The following is a 19,917-nucleotide window of genomic DNA, read 5'->3' on the forward strand; positions in this document are numbered from 1 at the left end:
CCCGGGGCCGCGGCCCTCAGCCCCGCTGCGCCGCCCGGCGGCGCCGCCACCGCCGCACCACGAACACCGCCACGCCCGCGCCCACCGCGGCCATCCCGCAGACCACCGCCTTGGACGGCAGGCACAGCGCCAGCACGATGCAGCCCACCAGGCCCGTCACCGGCAGCGCCAGCCACGGCCGGTGCTCGGCGGGGCCCAGCCGCAGCGCCGACGCGTTGGCCACCGCGGAGTAGACCAGGCTCCCGAACGCCGCCACCCCGGCGGCGGTGCGCAGATCGGTGCCGACGGCCACCACGGCGGCGGCCGCGGTCCCCACCGCCACCAGCGCCCGCTCGGGCACGCCCAGGGGCCGTGCCCCACCGCCCAGCCAACGGGGCACGTGCCCGTCGGCCGCCAGGACCGCCACCGCGCGCGCCGCCGCCACGACCGCCGGGCCCAGCACCCCCAGGCAGGCCACCGCCGCGCCCGCCGCCACCCCGGGCGCGGCCACGTCCACGGCGCCGCCCCGGCCGACCACGTCGACCAGGGGCGTCGCCGAACGCGCCAGCGCCCGGGGGCCCAGCACCGCCACGGCCGTCACCGCCACCGCGGCGTAGACGCCCAGCGCCACGCCCAGCGCCCAGCCGAGCTGCCGCTCCGAACCGCCCAGCCGCGGCGACGTGAGGTGCCTCCACCCGGTGAACGCGAAGAACAGCAGGCCCGCCGCGGACAGCACCGCGGACAGCCCGTGCCAGCGCGTCGCCGCCACGATCCGCGCCGGCTCGGCGAAGCCCCCGCCCCAGGCGAGCGCCACCACCCCGGCCAGCACCGCCAGCACCGCCGCGCAGGCCCCCGCGGCCAGCCGGGTGGGGGCCCGCACCCCGCTCCAGGCGAGCGCCACCACCACCGCGAGCACCGCGAGCGCGCCCGCGCGGGGGCGGTCGGGCCAGACGTGGGCGCCGAACGTCAGCGCCACCGCGGCGCAGGCGGCCGCCGCCCCCACCGCCAACGCCCATCCGGCGAGCAGTCCCCACCCCTCCCCCAGGCGCCGCCGGCCGTACACGTAGGCGCCGCCCGGCCCGGGGTGGTGCAGTGCCAGGCGCGTCTCCGAGACGGCGCTGCAGTAGGCCACCGTCGCCGCGATCAGCAACGCCAGCGGCAGCCATACTCCGGCCGCGCGGGCCGCCGGAGCCAGGACCGCGAACACTCCGGCACCCACCATCGCGCCCAGTCCGGCCCCGACGACACGGACACCGGCCAGTCCGTGCCGGGCCGCGGCGGATCCAGAAAACAGTGAGGTTTCCACGTCGCGAGTGTGCCGCATCCACGTCACGCTCGCGTGAAGACCCCGCCACCCCCCGCTGAACAGGGCCCCGTGCCGCGCCGGCGCCGCCTCCGCGGGGGCGGCGCCGCGGAGGCGGGGACTACTCCACTCCGGCGTGCAGCGTCTTGCCGCCGTCCAGGGTGATGACCTGGCCGGTCACCCAGGAGGCGTCGGAGGAGGCCAGGTAGGCGACGGCCGCCGCCACGTCCTCGGGCTCGCCCAGCCGCCCCAGCGGGTAGCCGGCCGCGGCCTTCTCCTCGTTCTCGGCGTACAGCGCCTCGGCGAAGCGGGTCTTGACCACCGCGGGGGCGACCGCGTTGACCCGGATGCGGCGGGGCGCCAGCTCGTAGGCCAGCTGCTCGGTGAGGTTGATCAGCGCCGCCTTGCTGGTGCCGTAGATGCCGATGCCGGGGGAGGGGTGCTGTCCGGCCAGGGAGGCCACGTTGACGATCGCGCCGCCGTGCTCGCCCATCCACGCGTTGTGGACCTCACGCACCCAGCCCACCGCGGCGATCACGTTGACCTCGAAGATCTTGGCCATGGCGGCCTCGTCGACGTTGACGATCGCGTCGAAGACCGGGTTGATGCCGGTGTTGTTGACCAGGACGTCGATGCGTCCGAAGGTCTCCAGGGTCCGGCGGACCACCTCGGCGCGGTGCGCGGCGTCGTGGGCGCGGCCGGCCACTCCCAGCGCGCGGTCGGGGCCGCCGAGCTGCTCGACCGCCTCGGCGAGGGCCTCGGCCCCCCGCGCGGTGACCACCACCCGGCCGCCCTCGTCGACGATGCGGCGCGCCGCGGCGAAGCCGATGCCCCGGCTGGCGCCCGTCACCACCGCGACCTTGCCTGCGAAACGTTCCACGACACAACTCCTTGCCACAACGGGGAGGAACGGACGCCACCCACGATACCGACCGGTAGGTCTGTCCTGGTGGGGCCCTGCCGCGTCCTGCCCGCCCCGCCCGGCCGCCGCTGCTACCCTCACCCGACGTGACCTCGCACTACTTCGACCCCGACCCGAACACCCCCAGCCGCACCGCCACCGTCCCCCTGCTCCTGCCCGACCTGCACCTGACGCTGACCACCGACCGCGGCGTCTTCTCCCCCGACCGGATCGACCTGGGCACCCGGATCCTGCTGGAGACCGTCCCCCCGCCCCCCGACCGCGGCACCCTGCTCGACCTCGGCTGCGGCTACGGCCCCATCGCCCTGACCCTGGCCCGCCGCGCCCCCCACGCCACCGTCGTCGGCGTCGACACCAACCGGCGCGCCCTGGCGCTGGCCCGCCACAACGCCGAGGCCAACGCCGTGCCCAACGTCCGCTTCCTCCCCGCCCCCGGCCCCGGCGAGACCCCCGACCCGCTCCTGCGCGGCCCCTTCGCCGCCCTGTGGTCCAACCCGCCCATCCGCATCGGCAAGCAGGCCCTGCACACCCTGCTGGCCACCTGGCTGTCCCGCCTGGAGGCGGGCGCCCACGCCCACCTGGTGGTGCAGAAGAACCTCGGCGCCGACTCGCTGCACCGCTGGCTGGAGGAGTCCGGCCACCCCACCGAACGCGTCGCCTCCCGCGCCGGCTATAGAATCCTGCGCACCACGCGCCAGCCCTGACCTGCCGCTAGACTCGACTCCCGGAACCGACACCCACACAAGGACACACCCCAGGTGAGCACGCAACTGCGCCCCACCGACGTCAAACGACTCAACCGCCACTGGCGCAGGCACACCCACAGCCGCATCAGCCTCATCGTCGAATCGGTCACCCAGCCGTTCAACCTCGGCTCCATCCTGCGCACCGCCGCGACCTTCGGCGTCGACACCGTCTGGCTCACCGGAAACGCCGTCACCCCCGACCACCACCAGGTCAACAAGACCGCACTGGGCACCCAGAGCAAGGTCCGCTGGGAGAAGACCGCCGTCACGGCCGACGCCGTCGCCGCCGCGCGCGCCGACGGCTACCGCGTCGTCGCCGTCGAACTGGCCCGCGGCGCGCTCCCCCTGCACCGCGCCCCCCTGGCCGGGGACGTCTGCCTGGCCGTGGGAGCCGAGGACCACGGCTGCTCGCCGGCTCTGCTGGCCGCCGCCGACGCCGTCACCTACATCCCGCAGACCGGGCGCGTCGGCTCCCTCAACGTCGCCGTCGCCACCGCCATCGCCATCGCCGAGGCCCGGCGCCGCGAATGGGAGGCCCTTCCCGACGAGGACGGCATCACCGGCTGACCAGGCGGCCCCGCCCGTCCGGCAGGGTTCAACCCCGCCGAAGACGGGAACTTCTCAGCCCTAACACTCGTCTTCACCGATACCCGGTTCACCATCGAAGAGAGAGGCAATGGACCCGTCCCGAAGTAGCAGCAGCGTCCACAGACGCTGCTCCTCCGACTCCGACGACCCCCACTCACCAGGCCACGCGCCCACCGGCCCCCGCTGTGACTCCGAGGCGGTGCGTGCGTGATGAGCGTCGTCCTCACCATCCTCCTCGGAGTCCTGGTGGTCTTCCTGATCACCGCGGTCACCGGCTACTTCGTCGCCCAGGAGTTCGGCTTCGTCGCCGTTGACCGCTCCCGTCTCAAAGCCCGCGCCGCCGCCGGGGACGCCACGGCCCAGCGCGCCCTCGACATCACCGCCCGCACCTCCTTCATGCTGTCGGGCGCCCAGCTCGGCATCACCGTCACCGGCCTGCTCGTCGGCTACGTCGCCGAACCCATGATCGGATCGGGCATCGGCGAACTCCTCGGCGGCGTCGGCGTCCCCGCCGGCACCGGGGTCGCCGTCGGCACCGTCGCGGCCCTGCTGCTCTCCACCGTCGTGCAGATGGTCTTCGGCGAACTGTTCCCCAAGAACCTCGCCATCGCCCGCCCCGAACCCGTCGCCCGCCGACTGGCCCTGTCCACCCGCGCCTACCTGCGCGTGTTCGGCTGGCTCATCTGGCTGTTCGACCGGGCGTCCATCCTGCTGCTCAAGGCGGTGCGCATCACCCCGGTGGAGGACGTGCAGCACGCCGCCACCCCGCGCGACCTGGAACGCATCGTCGAGGAGTCCCGCGACAGCGGCGACCTGCCCGCGGAACTGTCCACCCTGCTGGACCGCACCCTGGACTTCCACGAGCGCACCGCCGAGCACGCGATGATCCCGCGCCCCCAGGTGACCCTCGTCGAGGCCGACGACCCGGTCAGCCGCGTCGTGGAACTCATGACCACCACCGGCCACTCCCGCTTCCCGGTCCTCACCGGCGTCGAGACCGTCACCGGGGTGGTCTGCCTGCGCGACGTCCTCGCGCTGGACGAGGAGCGGCTGTCCACCGCCCGCGTGGCCGACATCGCCCGCGAGGCCGTGCTGGTCCCCACCTCGCTCCCGCTGTCGACACTGGTGACGCGGCTGCACGAGGCGAACGAGCAGTTCGCCTGCGTCGTCGACGAGTACGGCGGCCTGGCCGGACTCGTCACCACCGAGGACATCGCCGAGGAACTCGTCGGCGAGATCGCCGACGAACACGACCCCGAGGACGAGTCGCAGGCCCGCGTCATCGAGGACGGCGACTGGCTGCTGCCCGGCGCCCTCCACGTCGACGAGGTCGAACGCCTCCTCGGACACGACCTGCCCGCGGGCGACTACGAGACCATCGGCGGCCTCGTCATCACCCACCTGCGCCGCCTGCCCCGCCCCGCCGACCGGATCACCGTCGAACTGCCCCGCCACCCCGGGGCCGACGACGACGAACCCGACTGGGTCGTCAACCTCGTCGTGGAGGCCGTGGACCGCCACGTTCCCGAAACCGTCCGCCTGGAACTGCGCGAGACCCCCCACGGCAGCCGGACGGAGGTGACCGCGTGAGCGAGCTGAACCCGCTGCTGGCGCTGGCCCTGTCGGTGCTCATCATCGGCCTGTCGGCGTTCTTCGTCGCCGTCGAGTTCGCCCTGGTGGCCGCCCGCCGCTACCGGCTGGAGGAGGCCGCCGAGACCAGCCTCTCGGCGCGCGCGGCGCTGCGCAGCGCCCGCGACCTGTCCCTGCTGCTGGCCGGCTCCCAGCTGGGCATCACCCTGTGCACCCTGGCGCTGGGGGCCATCACCAAGCCGGCCGTGCACGACCTCATCGAGCCGCTGTTCCACGGCTGGCTGCCCGACGCGGTCTCCTACACCGTCTCGTTCGTGGTGGCCCTGGTGATCGTCACCTTCTTCCACCTCGTCATCGGCGAGATGGCGCCCAAGTCCTGGGCCATCTCCCACCCGGAGAAGTCGGCGATCCTGCTGGCCCTGCCCATGCGCGCGTTCATGTGGTTCACCCGGCCCGCGCTCGTCGCGCTCAACGGCATGGCCAACTGGTTCCTGCACCGCCTGGGGGTGGAGGCCGTCGACGAGGTCGCCTCCGGCCACAGCCCCGAGGACCTGCGGGAACTCGTCGAGCACTCCGCCAAGGCCGGAGCCCTGGACCCCGAGCGGCGCGCGCAACTGGCCACCGCCCTGGAGGTCAACTCCCGGCCGCTGCGCGAGATCATCACTCCCCGGGAGGAGTTCGCGCAGGTCACCGCGGACGCCGACGTGGCGGCCATCCGCAGGGTCGCCGTGGAGAGCGGGCACCTGCGCCTGGTGGTCGGCGACGACGAACCCTTCGGGGTGCTGCACGTCCGCGACACCTTCACCAGCAAACCCGGCACCACCGCCGCCGACCTCATGCGGCCGGTGCTGACCCTGGACGCCACCACGCCCATCTACGCGGCGCTGAGCATCATGCGGGAGAGCCGCACCCACCTGGCCCTGGTGGAGGAGGACGAGGAACTGGTCGGCCTGGTCACCATGCAGGACATGCTGGACCGGCTGCTGCTGGCCGAGGTCGCCGAGCCCGGCGCGCGCTGACCGCCGCACCGTCCCCTGCGTGGGGCCGCCACCGCCGGTGGCGGCCCCACGGCGTCACGGCGCCCGGTTGACGCGCGGCGCCGCGGGTACCCGTCCGCGTGGACCCCGGCCGTCCCGAGGAGCGAGCACCCATGACGATTCCCACCACCACCCTCAACAACGGCGTCACCGTGCCCCGGTTGGGCTTCGGCACCTGGCGGGTGGGGCGCGACGCCGTCGCCACGGCGCTGGAGACCGGATACCGCTGTCTCGACACCGCCGAGATGTACCGCAACGAGACCGACGTCGCCGCGGCGCTCGCCGCCTCCGGGCTCGACCGCGCGGAGGTGTTCGTCACCACCAAGGTCTGGAACGACCACCACGGCCGCCGGCCGACCCTGGACGCGTTCCACGCCAGCCGCCGCCGGCTCGGACTCGACGTCGTCGACCTGTACCTCATCCACTGGCCCGCCGCCTCCGACTCCGTCAACGTCGAGACCTGGCGCGCCCTGGAACAGCTGTACGCCGACGGGATGGTGCGCGCCATCGGCGTGTCGAACTTCTCCCCCGCCCAACTCGACGTGCTGCTCGACGCCTGCGACGTCGTGCCGGCCGTCAACCAGATCGAACTCCACCCCGCCCGTCCCCGCGTGGCCGAGCGCGCCCACCACGCCCGCCACGGCATCGCCACCCAGGCCTGGGCTCCCCTCGCCAAGGGCGCCCTGCTCACCCACCCCGTGGTCACCGCGATCGCCGACGCCCACGCCAGGACCCCCGCCCAGGTCGTGCTGCGCTGGCACCTGCAGCACGGCATCCTCGCCATCCCCCGCTCCGCCACCCCCGAACGCATCCGCGGCAACTTCGCCGTCGCCGACTTCGCCCTCACCTCCCGGGACATGGCCGCACTGGACGCCCTCGGCGCATGAGCCGCACCGCCCGGCGGCACGGGCCTCACCGCCCGGCCAGCCACTCCTCCCGCGTCAGGGCGTACTCCACCTCGCCGTGCTCGGCGCCCGGGATCGGCTCGGGCCAGTCGCCGTGGAAGGTGCGGACGTGGCGCAGCCCCACCTTCTCCATCACCCGCCGGGAGCGGGTGTTGACCGCCATGGTGAAGGCGACCACCCGCGCCGTCCCCCACTCGGTGAACCCGGTGCGCAGCAGGGCCCGCGCCCCCTCGGTGGCATACCCCCTGCCCCAGGCGTCGGAGCACAGCCGGTAGCCGAGCTCCACCGTCCGCGCGCCGTCGTCCAGCGGACGGAACTCGAACCAGCCCAGGAAGCGTCCGCCGCGGTCCTCGGCCGCCCAGTAGCCGCACTCCCCGGTGCACGGGTGGCGGCGCATCCGGCGCGGCAGCTCCTCGGTGCGCACCGTCTCCGGGCTGACCGGGCGGCCGCCGTTGATGAAACGCATGACGGCGGGGTCGTTGCCGAGCGCGTCCAGGTGCGCGGCGTCGGCCTCGGTGAACTCGCGCAGCACCAGGCGTCCGGTCTTCAGGAAAACCCGCATGCCCCCATCGTCGGACGGGCAGGGCCGCCGGGTCCACCGGTTTACCGGCCGCGGGAACCGGTGGCGTCCCGCCTCACCGCGGGTAGGTCACCGTGTGCGTCTCGGTCATCTCCATCAGGCCCTCGAAACCCATCTCGCGGCCCATGCCGCTCTGCCGGAACCCGCCGAACGGCGCGCGGTCGTCCGCGGCCACCGCGGTGACGTCGTTGATCCAGGTGGTGCCGGTACGCAGCCGTGCGGCCACCTCGCCGGCGCGGTCCAGGTCGGCGCTCCACACCGACGAGCACAGCCCCGACCAGTCCCGGTTGACCGTGTCGACCACCCGGTCCAGGTCGTCGTAGGGCAGGATCGGCAGGGCCGGGCCGAACTGCTCCTCGACCACGATGCTCTCGTCGTGCGGCGGGTCCAGGACCAGGGCGGGACGCAGGAAGTAGCCCCCGCTCAGCTCCACCTCGTCGCCGAACGTGCCGAACTCGCGCACCTCGCAGTCCACGGCCCGGGCCCGGTCGACCAGGTCGCGCACGTGGTCGCGCCGCCGGGAGTTGTTGAGCGGCCCCATCGTGGTGTCCGGGTGCAGCCCGTGGCCGATCCGGTGGCCGGCCAGCTGCGCCGACATGCCCTCGACCAGTTCGTGGTAGCGGGACCGGTGCACGTAGACGCGTTTGACGCCCGTGCACGCCTGGCCGGCGGTCAGGAAGGAGCCGACGGTCAGGCGCTCGATCGTGGCCGGGCCGAGTTCGGCGTCGTCCAGGACGATCGCGGGGTCGTTGCCGCCGAGCCCCAGCGTCACCCGGGTCACGTTGTCGGCCGCCACCCGCATGATGTGCCTGCCGGTTTCGGTGCTGCCGGTGAAGACGATCCGCCGCACCCGCGGGTCCCGGACGAGCGGGGAGACGGCCTCGTTGCTTCCGGTGACGGCGTTGAGCACCCCGGCGGGCAGCCGTTCGGCGAGCAGCCGGAGCGTGCTCACCACCGTCAGGGGGGCGGTGGGCGGCGGTTTGACGATCACGCTGTTGCCCGCCACGAGGGCGTAGGGGAGGCTCGCGGCGAGGACCGCCAGCGGCCAGTTGTAGGGGATGATGATCGTCACCACGCCCAGCGGCATCACCGAGATCTCGGAGCGCAGCCGCGGCGGGGCCGCCGTCCCGCTCTCCGCCGCGCCGACCGGGACGGTGCCCTCCTGCCGGGGCTGCGGCAGCAGGCGGCGCACCCCGCGCAGCTCCCCGGCCATTCCGGCGGCCAGCGTGCACCGCCGGGCGAACACCGCCAGCTCGGCCTGCGCCTCGGCACGGGGTTTGCCGTTCTCCCGGACCAGCAGCTCCACCCGCGCGTCGTGGTCCTCCGCCAGGTTCCGCAGCGCCTCCAGGAGGAGTTCGGCGCGCTGTTCCGGTTCCAGCGCGCTCCAGGCGGGCCACGCGGCGTCGGCGGCGTCCACCGCCTGCCGGGACTGCTCCGGGGTCGCCGCCGCGGCGTGCCCGACGACCTGTTGGGGGGCGGCCGGGTCGAAGACCGGGAACCAGTCCTCGGCTCCCTCGATCTCCCCGCCGATCAGCAGCCCGGTGAGGACCTGCTGTCTGCTGCCCGCTGTCTGAGTCATCCCTGCTGCCCCCGTGTGCGTGACGGTCGCGTCGTTCCGCGCGGCTACCCGGGCGCCTGCCCCGCAAACACCGCCGTGGCCGGGCGGAACGGGGGTGTCGGGGTCAGACGACCGTCGCCCCGAACAGCAGTCCCAGCAGGTAGGTGGTTGCCGCCGCGCCCGCGCCGATCGCGAGTTGGCGCAGCGCGCGCCGCAGCGGCGGGGCCCCCGAGAGCACGCCCACGACGGCGCCGACGGCCAGCAGCGCCGCCCCGGTGACCGCTCCGGCCACCGCGACCGCGGCCCCGCCCGCCATCCCAGCGAGGAACGGCAGCACCGGCAGTGCCGCGCCGGCGGCGAAGAACACGAAGCTGGAGACGGCCGCGCCGAACCCGGTGCCCACGACCTCGGGGTCGGCGACGCCGGGGAGTTCCGGCAGCGGGCCGGTCCTGCTGCGGCGCAGCACGGTGTCGGCGCGGTGCCGCGCCTCCTCCGCGGACATGCCGCGCGCCCGGTAGACCAGGGCGAGCTCGTTGGCGTCGACGTCGAGGCGGGGGATGGACTCGCGGGCCGCCTCGTCGGGGGCGGAGGCGCTCAACAGCTCCCGCTGGGAGCTGACCGAGACGTACTCGCCCGCGGCCATCGACAGCGCCCCGGCCAGCAGGCCGGACAGTCCGGTGAGCAGGACGGTCCCGGGGGTGGCGCCGCCGCCGACCACGCCGAGGACCAGGGCGATGTTGCTGACCAGGCCGTCGTTGACGCCGAACACCGCGGCGCGCAGGGTGCCGGACAGGCGCGCGCGGCCCCGCATCGCCAGTCCGCGCACCACCTCGGCGTGGATCCGCTCGTCGGCCACGATGGACGCGGGGACGTCGGGGGCTCCGTAGGGGATGCGGTTCTCGGCCCGCTGCATCAGCGCCAGCACGAACACCCAGCCGAGGTGGCGGGCGAGGAAGGCCAGTGTCCGCATGCGCAGGGTGCCGCGCCGCGGCCTGCCGATCCGCTCGCCCAGCAGGCGCTCCCAGTGGGCGGCGTGGCGCGCCTCGGCCTCGGCCAGAGCCAGCAGGATCTCCCGTTCCTCCCCGTGGCGGCGCTCGGCCAGCTCCCGGTAGACCCGGGCCTCCTCCCGTTCGTCGGCGAGCCTGCGGCGCCACCGGCGCAGTGTCGCGGGGGACGGATCGGAAAGCCCGGGTCGCTGCTCGTCCATGCGGGGTCTTCTTCCTCGATCCGCCGTCGGCTACACGGCGGACCGGCCGCCGGTTCCGCGTCCCCGCAGGCCGGGCCCGCTCCCGCCGCCGGCTGCGGGCCCCACCTCCGATTCCAGATAATTCCTACTTGTTTAGTTGACTTTAGATGCGGGGCGACATACCTTCATGACGTCCGGCCGCTGCCGCGGACGCCGGCGGCCTTCCCTCCCGCCTCTCGCCGCGGCCGTGCCACCCGCCCGGCCGCCACGGAAAAGAGCAGCCATGCACACCAGACGACACTTCCTGCGGTACACCGCGACCGCCGCGGCCGCTCCCCTCCTGACCGCGTGCGCCCCGTCGCACAGCCCGGGCGCCGCCGGGGAGGCCACCGTCCTGCGCCACCAGGGCTCCCCGGGAGCCGTCAGCTTCCCCGAGCTCGCCGTCGACCTCGGCTACCTCGACGGCGTCGCACTGGAGTGGGTCGGCGACACCACCAGCGGCCCCCAGTCCATCCAGGCCGCCGCCACCGGAGACACCGGGTACGGCGGGGCGTTCAACGGGGCGATCCTCAAACTCGTCGCCGCCGGGGCCCCGGTCACCGCCGTCCTCGCCTACTACGGCTCCGACGAGACGACCTACAGCGGCTACTACGTGCCCGAGGACAGCCCCCTCACCGGGGCCCGCGACCTGGTCGGCGCGAAGGTCGCGATGAACACCCTCGGCGCGCACCACGAGTTCGTGGTCCGCGAGTGGCTGGCCCGCAACGGCCTGACCGGGGAGGAGGCCGCCCGGGTCGAACTGACCGTCGTCCCACCCGTCAACGCCGAGCAGGCGCTGCGCAGCGGCCAGGTGGACGTGGCCACCCTCAGCGGCGTCCACCGGGAAAAAGCCCTGGAACGCGGCGGCCTGCGCCCGCTCTTCACCGACACCGACCTCCACGCGTTCAGCTACGGCAGCATCGTCCTGCGCAACGACTTCATCGAACGCGACCCCGCCGCCACACGCGCGTTCGTCGAAGGCGTGTCCCGCGCCATCCGCTGGACGCAGACCAGGCCCCGGGAGGAGGTCGTGGACCGGTTCGTCGCCGTCATCGAACGCCGGGGCCGCAACGAGGACACCGAGACCATCCAGTACTGGAAGAGCGACGGGGTGGCCGGACCCGGCGGGGTGATCGCCGAGAGGGAGTTCTCGGTCTGGCACGACTGGCTGGTGCGCAACGGAGAGCTCGCCGAGGGCCGCATCGCCCTCGCCGACGTCTACACCAACGAGTTCAACCCCTACGCCAACGGCACCTACGCGCCGAACTCCGGCCCCGACGGCGAACCCGTGTCCGCCGCCCCCTCGGCCGCCTCCGGCCCCCACGGAACCGCCGGAGGCGGGCGGTGACCCCGAAACTGCGCCTGGAGCACGTCCGGCACGAGTTCACCGTGCGCGACCCGGACCGCCCGCGCCGGGCCCCGGCCCGCTTCACCGCACTGGAGGACGTCACCCTCGACATCGGTGCCGGGGAGTTCCTGGTCCTGGTCGGCCCCAGCGGCTGCGGCAAGTCCACCCTGCTGGACCTGCTGGGCGGCCTGTCCCGCCCCTCCTCCGGAAGGATCCTGCTGGACGGCTCCCCCGTCACCGGCCCCGGTCTGGACCGCGGCCTGGTCTTCCAGCAGTACGCGCTGCTGCCCTGGCGCACCGCGAGGGGCAACGTCGAGTTCGGCCTGGAGGCCAAGCGGGTCGCCCGCCGGGAACGCGCCCGGCGAGCCCGCGAGTACCTGGAACTGGTCGGCCTCGCCGGCTTCGAGGAGCACTACCCCCACGAACTGTCCGGCGGCATGAGGCAGCGCGTCGCCATCGCCCGCAGCCTCGCCTTCGACCCCGAGGTGCTGCTGATGGACGAACCGTTCGCCGCCCTGGACGCCCAGACCCGCGAAGCCCTGCAGGACGAGCTGCTGCGGATCTGGACGCACACCGGCAAGACCGTCCTGTTCGTCACCCACAGCATCGACGAGGCGGTCTACCTGGGGCAGCGGGTGGCCGTGATGACCTCGCGCCCCGGACGGATCAAGACCGTGATCGACATCGGCCTCGACCGGGGCGCCGGTACGGACCCGCGCTCCGACCCCGTGTTCGGGCAGTACCGCCACACGGTCTGGACCGAGTTGCGCGGCGAGGTGACCGCCGCCCAGCGCCTCGAACGGACCGCCGCCTCCCGGAAGGACCTCCCCCATGGCTGACACGCTCGCTCCCCCCGCACCCGCGTCGCCTCCCCGCACGCCGGGCCTCCCCGGCCCTCCGCCGCCGACGGCGTGGCTCCTCCACACCGCCGCCCGGTGGGCCAGGCGCTGCGCCGCCGTCGCCGCCCTCCTGCTGCTGTGGGAGACCGCCCCGCGGCTCGACCTGGTGGACCGCGTCTTCCTGCCGCCGCTGAGCGAGGTGCTCGACACCCTGGCGGTCCTGATCCGCAACGGCCAGATGGGCGAGCACGTGTCGGCGAGCCTGGGCCGGGGCCTGACCGGGTTCCTCGTCGCCGTGGCCGCGGCGGTCCCCCTGGGCGTGCTCCTCGCCTGGTACCGCCCGGTCCACGACCTGCTCGCCCCGCTGCTGGAACTGTTCCGCAACACCGCCGCCCTGGCCCTGCTGCCGGTCTTCGTCCTCGTCCTCGGCATCGGGGAGGCCTCCAAGATCGCGCTCGTGATCTACGCCTGCACCTTTCCGATCCTGCTGAACACCGCCACGGGGGTGCGCACCGTGGACCCGCTGCTGGTCAAGTCGGCGGTCTCCCTCGGCTTCTCGCCCGTGGGCGTGTTCGCCAGGGTCGTCCTGCCCGCGGCGCTCCCCTCGGTCTTCACCGGGATCCGGATGGCGGGCACCTCCTCCCTCCTGGTCCTCGTCGCCGCCGAGATGGTCGGGGCCCGTTCCGGCCTCGGTCACCTCGTCAACGCCGCCCAGCTCAACTTCCAGATCACCCACATGTACGCGGGAATCATCGCGATCGCAGTGGTGGGCCTGCTCCTCAACCAGGTCCTGGCCTCCCTGGAACGGCGCTTCTCCCGCTGGCGCCCCGCTCGCGCCTGATCCGTCCGCCCCACCCGTGCGAACAGGAGAGACCATGACGCACCCCCGACGGCAGATGCACCTCAACGCCTTCCTCATGGGCGTGGGACACCACGAGGCCGCCTGGCGGCACCCCCGTACCGAGGCACGCCGCGTCTTCGACGCCACGCACTTCCAGGACCTGGCACGCATCGCCGAGCGCGGCAGGCTCGACGCGGTCTTCCTCGCCGACGGCCTGGCGGTGGGACACCGCGTCGAGCACAACGTCACCACCGTCTTCGAACCGGTCACCCTGCTGACCGCAGTCGCCGCGGCCACCGAGCGGATCGGCCTCATCGCGACCGCCTCCACGAGCTACCACCACCCGTTCACCCTGGCCCGGGCGTTCGCCTCGCTGGACCACATCAGCGGCGGGCGGGCCGGGTGGAACATCGTCACCTCCGGCGGCGCCGACGAGGCCGCGAACTTCGGTCTCGACCGGATCCCCGACCACGGGGAGCGCTACGCGCGCGCCCACGAGTTCCTGGAGGCGGCGGTGCGGCTGTGGGACAGCTGGGAGGACGACGCGATCGTGCTGGACGTCGGGAGCGGCACCTTCGCCGATCCCGACCGGGTCCACCGTGTCGAGCACGCCGGTCCCCGGTTCACCATCCGCGGTCCGCTCAACAGCCCGCGGCCTCCGCAGGGCCGCCCCGTGCTGGTCCAGGCGGGCTCCTCCAAGGACGGCATCGCCTTCGCGGCCCGCTGGGCCGAGGCGGTGTTCACCGCGCAGCAGACCCTGGAGGAGGGGCAGCGGTTCTACTCCACCCTCAGGGGGCGGCTCGCCGCCCACGGGCGCTCCCCCGACGGGATCAAGATCCTGCCCGGGATCGTGCCGTTCATCGCCGACACCGAGGCCGAGGCCAGGGAGCTCGAACAGGAGTTCACCGAACTCATCTCCCCCGCCCACGCGCTGCGGCAGCTCTCCCGGACCCTGGGCGTGGACCTGACCGGCCACCCCCTGGACGCCCCCCTGCCGCCACTGCCGCCCGCGAACGAGATCCGCGGTAACCAGAGCCGGTTCCGCCTGGTGGCCGATCTGGCCGAACGCGAGTCGCTCACCGTGCGGCAGCTGATCTCCCGCCTCGGCGGTGGCCGCGGCCACCGCACGTTCGCCGGCACCCCCGAACAGGTGGCCGACGAACTGCAGACCTGGTTCACCGAGGGCGCCGCCGACGGGTTCACCATCATGCCTCCCTACCTGCCCGGCGGCCTGTCGGACTTCGTCGACCACGTGGTGCCCGTCCTCCGGGAGCGCGGCCTGTTCCGCACCGACTACACCGGCCGGACCCTGCGGGAGCACTACGGACTGGACCGGCCCGCCAGTGTCTTCGAGCGCTCCGACAGCTCGGGGATCGCGGTCTGACCTCCCGGCGTCCCGTCCCGCCGCGGCCCCCTGCGCGGCGGGACGGGAACCGCGGGCCGCGTCCCCGCGGCACGGCCGCCCCGCCGGAGGAGCCGGTGCCCCCGTCCGGCGTGCGACCAGCACAGCACCACGGATCCGGCGACCGACGGATTCCCAAAACCCACAAAGCCGACTAAATTAATAGGGAAACAGGTTCGCCTCCCGAAAGGCCCGTCCCCATGCGCACCCTGGTCCTCCTGGCCTTGGCGGGCTTCCTCGCCCAACTCGTCGACGGCAGCCTCGGCATGGCCTACGGCGTCACCTCCACCACCCTCCTGCTGCTCATCGGCACCAACCCCGCGGCCGCCTCGGCCACGGTCCACCTCGCCGAGATCGGCACCACCCTCGCCTCGGGCGTGGCGCACTGGCGGCTGGGCAACGTCGACTGGAAGGTGGTGGGACGCATCGCCCTGCCCGGCGCGGTGGGCGCCTTCGCCGGGGCGACCTTCCTGAGCGGGTTGTCCACCGAGGTCGCCAAACCGGTCATGTCCGCGATCCTCCTCGCCCTCGGCCTCTACCTCCTGGTCCGCTTCACCGCCTGGGGCGTGTCCACCCGCAGCCTCGGCAGGCCCGTCCGCAGGCGCTTCCTCATCCCGCTCGGCCTGTTCGGCGGGTTCGTCGACGCGACCGGCGGCGGCGGTTGGGGCCCCGTGGGCACCCCCGCCCTGTTGGCCAGCGGACGCATGGAACCCCGCAAGGTCATCGGCTCCATCGACACCAGCGAGTTCATCGTCGCCCTCGCGGCCAGCCTCGGCTTCCTCGTGGGGCTGGGCTCGGCCGGGGTGAACCCGGGCTGGGCCGTCGCCCTGCTCGTCGGCGGCGTCGCCGCGGCCCCCGTCGCCGCCTGGATCGTCCGGGTCTTCCCTCCGCGCGTCCTCGGCTCCGCGGTCGGCGGCCTGATCCTGCTCACCAACACCCGCACCATCCTCACCAGCGACTGGGTCACCGTCTCCGACCCGGTCCGCACGGCCGTCTACGCGCTCGTCTGGCTGCTCTGGGCCGCCGCGGTCGCCTGGTCGGTCCGCGCCCACCTGGCCGACCGGCGTGCCTGCGCCGTCGACCGGACACGGCAGTCCCCGGAAGCCGTCCCCGCCGAGGAGTAGTCCGCGCCGCCCGGGACGCCGGACGCCGCCGGTGCCCCGGGCGGCGTCCGCACGCGCAGCGCGCGACGCCCGACCGTCTCCTGTACCCCGACCGGGGCGCGGCGGCCCCGGCCGGCCGGGAGGACCGCTACTCCTCGGTGCGCTGCTGGCCGATCAGCGGCTCCCTGGTCGGGTTCAACCGGTGACCGTGGTGCAGGTCGAAGGCGGGGCGCTCGCTGCGGATGCGCGGCAGCGAGGTGAAGTTGTGCCGCGGCGGCGGACACGAGGTCGCCCACTCCAGGGACGCGCCGTGGCCCCACGGGTCGTCGCCCTCGACCCGCTTGCCGTACTTGGCCGTCCACCAGACGTTGTAGAGGAAGAACAGCGTGGAGGCGCCCAGCACGAAGGAGGACACCGACGAGATCTGGTTGAGCAGCGTGAACCCGTCGCTGGGCAGGTAGTCGGCGTAGCGCCGCGGCATGCCGATGACCCCCAGCCAGTGCTGCACCAGGAAGGTGCCGTGGAAGCCGAGGAACAGCGTCCAGAAGTGCCACTTGGCCAGCGTCTCGTTGAGCATCTTCCCGGTGAACTTGGGCCACCAGAAGTAGAAGCCCGCGAACATCGCGAACACCACGGTGCCGAACACCACGTAGTGGAAGTGGCCGACCACGAAGTAGGAGTCGTGCACGTGGAAGTCCAGCGGCGGAGAGGCCAGGACCACCCCGGTCAGCCCGCCGAACAGGAAGGTCACCAAAAAGCCGATGGCGAACAGCATCGGCGCCTCGAAGGTGAGCTGGCCGCGCCACATGGTGCCGATCCAGTTGAAGAACTTCACCCCGGTGGGCACCGCGATGAGGAACGACAGGAAGGCGAAGAACGGCAGCAGCACCGCGCCGGTGGGGTACATGTGGTGCGCCCACACCGTCATCGACAGCCCGGTGATCGCGACGGTCGCCCCCACCATGCCCTTGTAGCCGAAGAGCGGCTTGCGGCTGAACACCGGAACGACCTCGGTGACGATGCCGAAGAACGGCAGCGCGATGACGTAGACCTCCGGGTGGCCGAAGAACCAGAACAGGTGCTGGTAGAGGATCGGGCCGCCGTGCGCGGGGTTGAAGACCTGCGCGCCGAGGATGCGGTCGGCGACCAGTGCCGCGAGCGCACCGGTGAGCACCGGGAAGGCCAGCAGCACCAGGATCCCGGTGAACAGCACGTTCCAGGTGAAGATCGGCATGCGGAACAGGGTCATGCCGGGCGCGCGCATGCACGCGATGGTGGTGATGAAGTTCACCGACCCCAGGATGGTGCCCAGACCGGCGACGACCAGCCCGATCGCCCACAGGTCGCCGCCGATGCCGGGGGAGCGCACCGCGTCCGACAGCGGAGTGTAGGAGAACCAGCCGAAGCTCGCCGCACCGCTCGGGGTGACGAACCCGGAGATGACGATGAGCCCGCCGAACAGGAACAGCCAGTAGCTGAACATGTTCAACCGGGGGAAGGCCACGTCGGGCGCGCCGATCTGCAGCGGCATGACGACGTTGGCGAACCCGGTGAACATGGGGGTGGCGAACAGCAGCAGCATGGCGCCGCCGTGCACCGTGAACAACTGGTTGTAGGTCTCGTTGTTCATCAGCTGCAGCCCGGGGGACATCAGCTCGGCCCGGATCAGCAGCGCCATGACCCCGGCCACCAGGAAGAAGAAGAACGCGGTGATGATGTACAGGTAGCCGATGACCTTGTGGTCGGTGGAGGACAGCCACGAGGCGAGGACCGAGCCCCTGGGCTGCTTCCGGGGCGCCGCGGTGGTCGGCTGCACCACGTCTGAGGCGGTCATTGTCGTCACTCACCCTTCCATCTGCTGGATGCGGTCCCGGAACAGGGTCGAGGCGATCGCCACCCGTCTGGGCTGGCCCCTGAGGAACGCCTCGGCGAACCTGGTCGCCTGCTCGTGGGTGACCTTTCCGGGCATGGGCGGCTCGTCGGGGTTGACGTCCACGTCGACCAGGGCCGGGCCGTCGTGCGCCAGGGCGGCGCGCACCGCTCCCGGCAGGTCCGCGGCCCGGGTGACCTTGGCCCCGTACCCGTGGCAGGCCCTCGCCCAGGACGAGAAGTCGGTGAACGGCTCGGGATAGCGCACCCCGTGCTCGGGATAGCCGAGCACCATCTGCTCCCACAGGATCTGCCCGAGGGAGTTGTTGTTGTTGACCACGACCTTGACCGGCAGCCGGTGCTGGGCCGCGGTGAGGAACTCCGCCATGAGCATCGCGAACCCGCCGTCCCCGACGAACGCGATGACCTGGCGTCCGGGGAAGGCGTGCTGCACGGCGACGGCGTAGGGCAGCCCGGCCGCCATGCTGGCGAGGTTGCCCGACAGGTAGAAGCCGCGGTCGCCGCGGATGGTCCAGTGCCGGGCCGCCCAGGTGGCGACCGTGCCGCTGTCGCAGGTGAGGATGGCGTCGTCAGCGGCGAGGTCGTCGACGACCGCCATCAGGTACTGGGGTGCGACCGGGTGCCGCGCCGGGGTCTGCAGCGCTCGCATGTCGGAACGCCACCGCTGCATGGCCTGCTGGTAGCGGGCGAGGTGGTCGCGGTCGCCGTTGCGGCGCAGCAGCGGCAGCAGCGCCCGCAGCCCCTCCTTCGCGTCGCCGATCATGGGCACCTCGGTGGGCAGGCGGCGGCCCGCCCGCACCGGGTCGGCCTCCAACTGCACCACGCGCACCGTTCCGGGTTCGGGCAGGTGCGCGGTGTAGGGGAAGTTGGTGCCGATCATGAAGAGCACGTCGACGTCGTCGACCAGCTCCTCGCTGGGGCGGGTGCCCAGCAGGCCGAGCCCACCGGTGGTCAGCGGCGAGTCGTCGCCGATGACGGCCTTGCCGGGCAGGGTCTTGACGACCGGCGCGCCCAGCAGTTCGGCGACCCGGGCCACCTCCGCCCCCGCGCCCAGCGCGCCCGCTCCCACCAGCAGCGCGGGTCTGCGGGCGGCGTTGAGCAGCGCCGCGGCCCGCTCCAGGTCCTCCTGCCGGGGCCGTCCCGGCGGCGCCAGGTAGCGGGGGGCGGAGCGCGGCGGCCGGGCCGGGGCGACGTGCGCCCACGGGTCGGCGTCGGCGTCGGCGACCTGCAGGTCGTTGGGGAAGGTCAGGTGGGCCACGCCGCGCCGCGCCAGGGCGGTGCGCACCGCGATGTCGACGACCCCGGGCAGCTGCACGGGGTTGGTGATCACCTGGTTGTACTCGGCGACGTCGGCGAACAGCTGGTCCAGGCGCACCTCCTGCTGGTAGTCGGTGCCCAGGACCGACGTCTCCTGCATTCCGGTGACCGCCAGCACGGGCGCGTGGTCGAGTTTGGCGTCGTACAGGCCGTTGAGCAGGTGGATGCCGCCGGGGCCGGAGGTGGCCAGGCACACCCCCAGGCGACCGGTGGCCTTGGCGTACCCGCAGGCCATGAAGGCGGCGGCCTCCTCGTGGTGGACCAGGACGAAACGGACCTGGTCCCGGTGCCGCCGCAGCCCCTCCATGATTCCGTTGACGCCGTCCCCGGGCAGCCCGAAGACGGTGTCGACGTCCCACTCGGCCAACCGCTCGACCAGCACTTCCGACGCGATCCGAGTCATGGCGTCCGCACTATCCCCGCCGCGGGCGGGCAAACACCGGGCCCTCCGCCAAATTCCGCGGTCCCGCGCGGCGCCCCGCCCCTCAACACTCCCCGTCACGCGGCCGGCCGACGGCGCCGCGGGGCCCACCGGGCACCTCGGCGGCCCTGTCGCCGGGGCGCCCGGTCCGGTCGGCGCTGGTGGACGCGCCTCCTGCCGCCCTGTCCTGCGGCGGGCAGCGCCCGGGCGGGGTGAGCGGGTCGACGTCGCCCCGCCGGGCCGGTTCCCCGACGTGGTCGGGGGCGCCCCGACGGCGGAAGACCGGTGGGCCGCCCGGGCAGCGGTGTGTCCCCGTGGTGAAC

General features: G+C 73.4%; 17 protein-coding genes. 10 read left to right on the forward strand and 7 right to left on the reverse strand.

The genetic code is table 11. The features are described 5' to 3' along the window. Positions 1–16 precede the first annotated feature (16 nt). Positions 17–1,285, reverse strand: a complete 1,269-nt coding sequence (locus FOF52_RS07795) for an amino acid permease (RefSeq protein WP_248593157.1) — start codon at positions 1,283–1,285, stop codon at positions 17–19. Between the two features lie 118 nt (positions 1,286–1,403). After that, positions 1,404–2,162 (reverse strand): SDR family oxidoreductase, encoded by a 759-nt coding sequence (locus tag FOF52_RS07800; protein WP_248593158.1) that lies wholly within the window; start codon positions 2,160–2,162, stop codon positions 1,404–1,406. 128 nt (positions 2,163–2,290) lie between these two features. On the opposite strand from FOF52_RS07800, the gene FOF52_RS07805 reads away from it, so the two are divergent. The 5 genes from FOF52_RS07805 (at position 2,291) to FOF52_RS07825 (ending at position 7,052) form a co-directional block, all read left to right on the forward strand. Continuing rightward, positions 2,291–2,908 carry a class I SAM-dependent methyltransferase gene (locus FOF52_RS07805; protein WP_248593159.1) on the forward strand — a complete coding sequence of 206 codons (618 nt, stop codon included), beginning with the start codon at positions 2,291–2,293 and terminating at the stop codon, positions 2,906–2,908. A gap of 54 nt (positions 2,909–2,962) precedes the next feature. Further along, positions 2,963–3,517 carry a TrmH family RNA methyltransferase gene (locus FOF52_RS07810; RefSeq protein WP_248593160.1) on the forward strand — a complete coding sequence of 185 codons (555 nt, stop codon included), beginning with the start codon at positions 2,963–2,965 and terminating at the stop codon, positions 3,515–3,517. A gap of 231 nt (positions 3,518–3,748) precedes the next feature. After that, positions 3,749–5,128, forward strand: a complete 1,380-nt coding sequence (locus tag FOF52_RS07815; protein ID WP_248593161.1) for a hemolysin family protein — start codon at positions 3,749–3,751, stop codon at positions 5,126–5,128. After that, positions 5,125–6,147 (forward strand): hemolysin family protein, encoded by a 1,023-nt coding sequence (locus FOF52_RS07820; protein WP_248593162.1) that lies wholly within the window; start codon positions 5,125–5,127, stop codon positions 6,145–6,147. Before FOF52_RS07815 ends, FOF52_RS07820 begins: the two co-directional genes overlap by 4 nt. Before the next feature lie 131 nt (positions 6,148–6,278). Then, a complete protein-coding gene (locus tag FOF52_RS07825; protein ID WP_248593163.1) occupies positions 6,279–7,052 on the forward strand; it encodes an aldo/keto reductase in 774 nt (257 codons plus the stop codon). 25 nt (positions 7,053–7,077) lie between these two features. On the opposite strand, the gene FOF52_RS07830 is transcribed toward FOF52_RS07825, so the two are convergent. The 3 genes from FOF52_RS07830 to FOF52_RS07840 all read right to left on the reverse strand — a co-directional run bounded on the left by FOF52_RS07830 (position 7,078) and on the right by FOF52_RS07840 (position 10,415). Next, the gene (locus tag FOF52_RS07830; RefSeq protein WP_248593164.1) at positions 7,078–7,632 is read right to left on the reverse strand and encodes a GNAT family N-acetyltransferase; all 555 of its coding nucleotides are present in this window, start codon (positions 7,630–7,632) and stop codon (positions 7,078–7,080) included. 73 nt (positions 7,633–7,705) lie between these two features. Next, positions 7,706–9,229, reverse strand: a complete 1,524-nt coding sequence (locus tag FOF52_RS07835) for an aldehyde dehydrogenase family protein (protein WP_248593165.1) — start codon at positions 9,227–9,229, stop codon at positions 7,706–7,708. 103 nt (positions 9,230–9,332) lie between these two features. Then, positions 9,333–10,415, reverse strand: a complete 1,083-nt coding sequence (locus FOF52_RS07840; RefSeq protein WP_248593166.1) for a VIT1/CCC1 transporter family protein — start codon at positions 10,413–10,415, stop codon at positions 9,333–9,335. A 262-nt stretch (positions 10,416–10,677) separates the two neighbouring features. On the opposite strand from FOF52_RS07840, the gene FOF52_RS07845 reads away from it, so the two are divergent. From FOF52_RS07845 to FOF52_RS07865, 5 genes are all read left to right on the forward strand, one after another. Continuing rightward, complete coding sequence (locus FOF52_RS07845; protein ID WP_248593167.1) at positions 10,678–11,781, forward strand: ABC transporter substrate-binding protein; 1,104 nt, start codon at positions 10,678–10,680, stop codon at positions 11,779–11,781. Beyond that, on the forward strand, positions 11,778–12,620 hold the full coding sequence (locus tag FOF52_RS07850) for an ABC transporter ATP-binding protein (RefSeq protein WP_248593168.1): 843 nt from the start codon (positions 11,778–11,780) through the stop codon (positions 12,618–12,620). Before FOF52_RS07845 ends, FOF52_RS07850 begins: the two co-directional genes overlap by 4 nt. Continuing rightward, positions 12,613–13,461 (forward strand): ABC transporter permease, encoded by an 849-nt coding sequence (locus tag FOF52_RS07855; RefSeq protein ID WP_248593169.1) that lies wholly within the window; start codon positions 12,613–12,615, stop codon positions 13,459–13,461. The genes FOF52_RS07850 and FOF52_RS07855 overlap by 8 nt, the downstream gene beginning before the upstream one ends. A gap of 34 nt (positions 13,462–13,495) precedes the next feature. Next, positions 13,496–14,845, forward strand: a complete 1,350-nt coding sequence (locus FOF52_RS07860; protein ID WP_248593170.1) for an LLM class flavin-dependent oxidoreductase — start codon at positions 13,496–13,498, stop codon at positions 14,843–14,845. A gap of 218 nt (positions 14,846–15,063) precedes the next feature. After that, on the forward strand, positions 15,064–15,987 hold the full coding sequence (locus FOF52_RS07865) for a sulfite exporter TauE/SafE family protein (protein ID WP_248593171.1): 924 nt from the start codon (positions 15,064–15,066) through the stop codon (positions 15,985–15,987). A 127-nt stretch (positions 15,988–16,114) separates the two neighbouring features. On the opposite strand, the gene ctaD is transcribed toward FOF52_RS07865, so the two are convergent. Together ctaD and FOF52_RS07875 are read right to left on the reverse strand one after the other, a co-directional pair. Beyond that, positions 16,115–17,800: an aa3-type cytochrome oxidase subunit I gene (gene ctaD, locus FOF52_RS07870; protein WP_248593172.1), complete on the reverse strand. Its 1,686-nt coding sequence runs from the start codon at positions 17,798–17,800 to the stop codon at positions 16,115–16,117. A 9-nt stretch (positions 17,801–17,809) separates the two neighbouring features. Beyond that, complete coding sequence (locus FOF52_RS07875) at positions 17,810–19,576, reverse strand: thiamine pyrophosphate-dependent enzyme (RefSeq protein WP_248593173.1); 1,767 nt, start codon at positions 19,574–19,576, stop codon at positions 17,810–17,812. Between the last annotated feature and the right edge of the window lie 341 nt (positions 19,577–19,917).

This window comes from Thermobifida alba (assembly GCF_023208015.1).
In the GTDB taxonomy this organism is placed as follows: Bacteria; Actinomycetota; Actinomycetes; order Streptosporangiales; family Streptosporangiaceae; genus Thermobifida; species Thermobifida alba.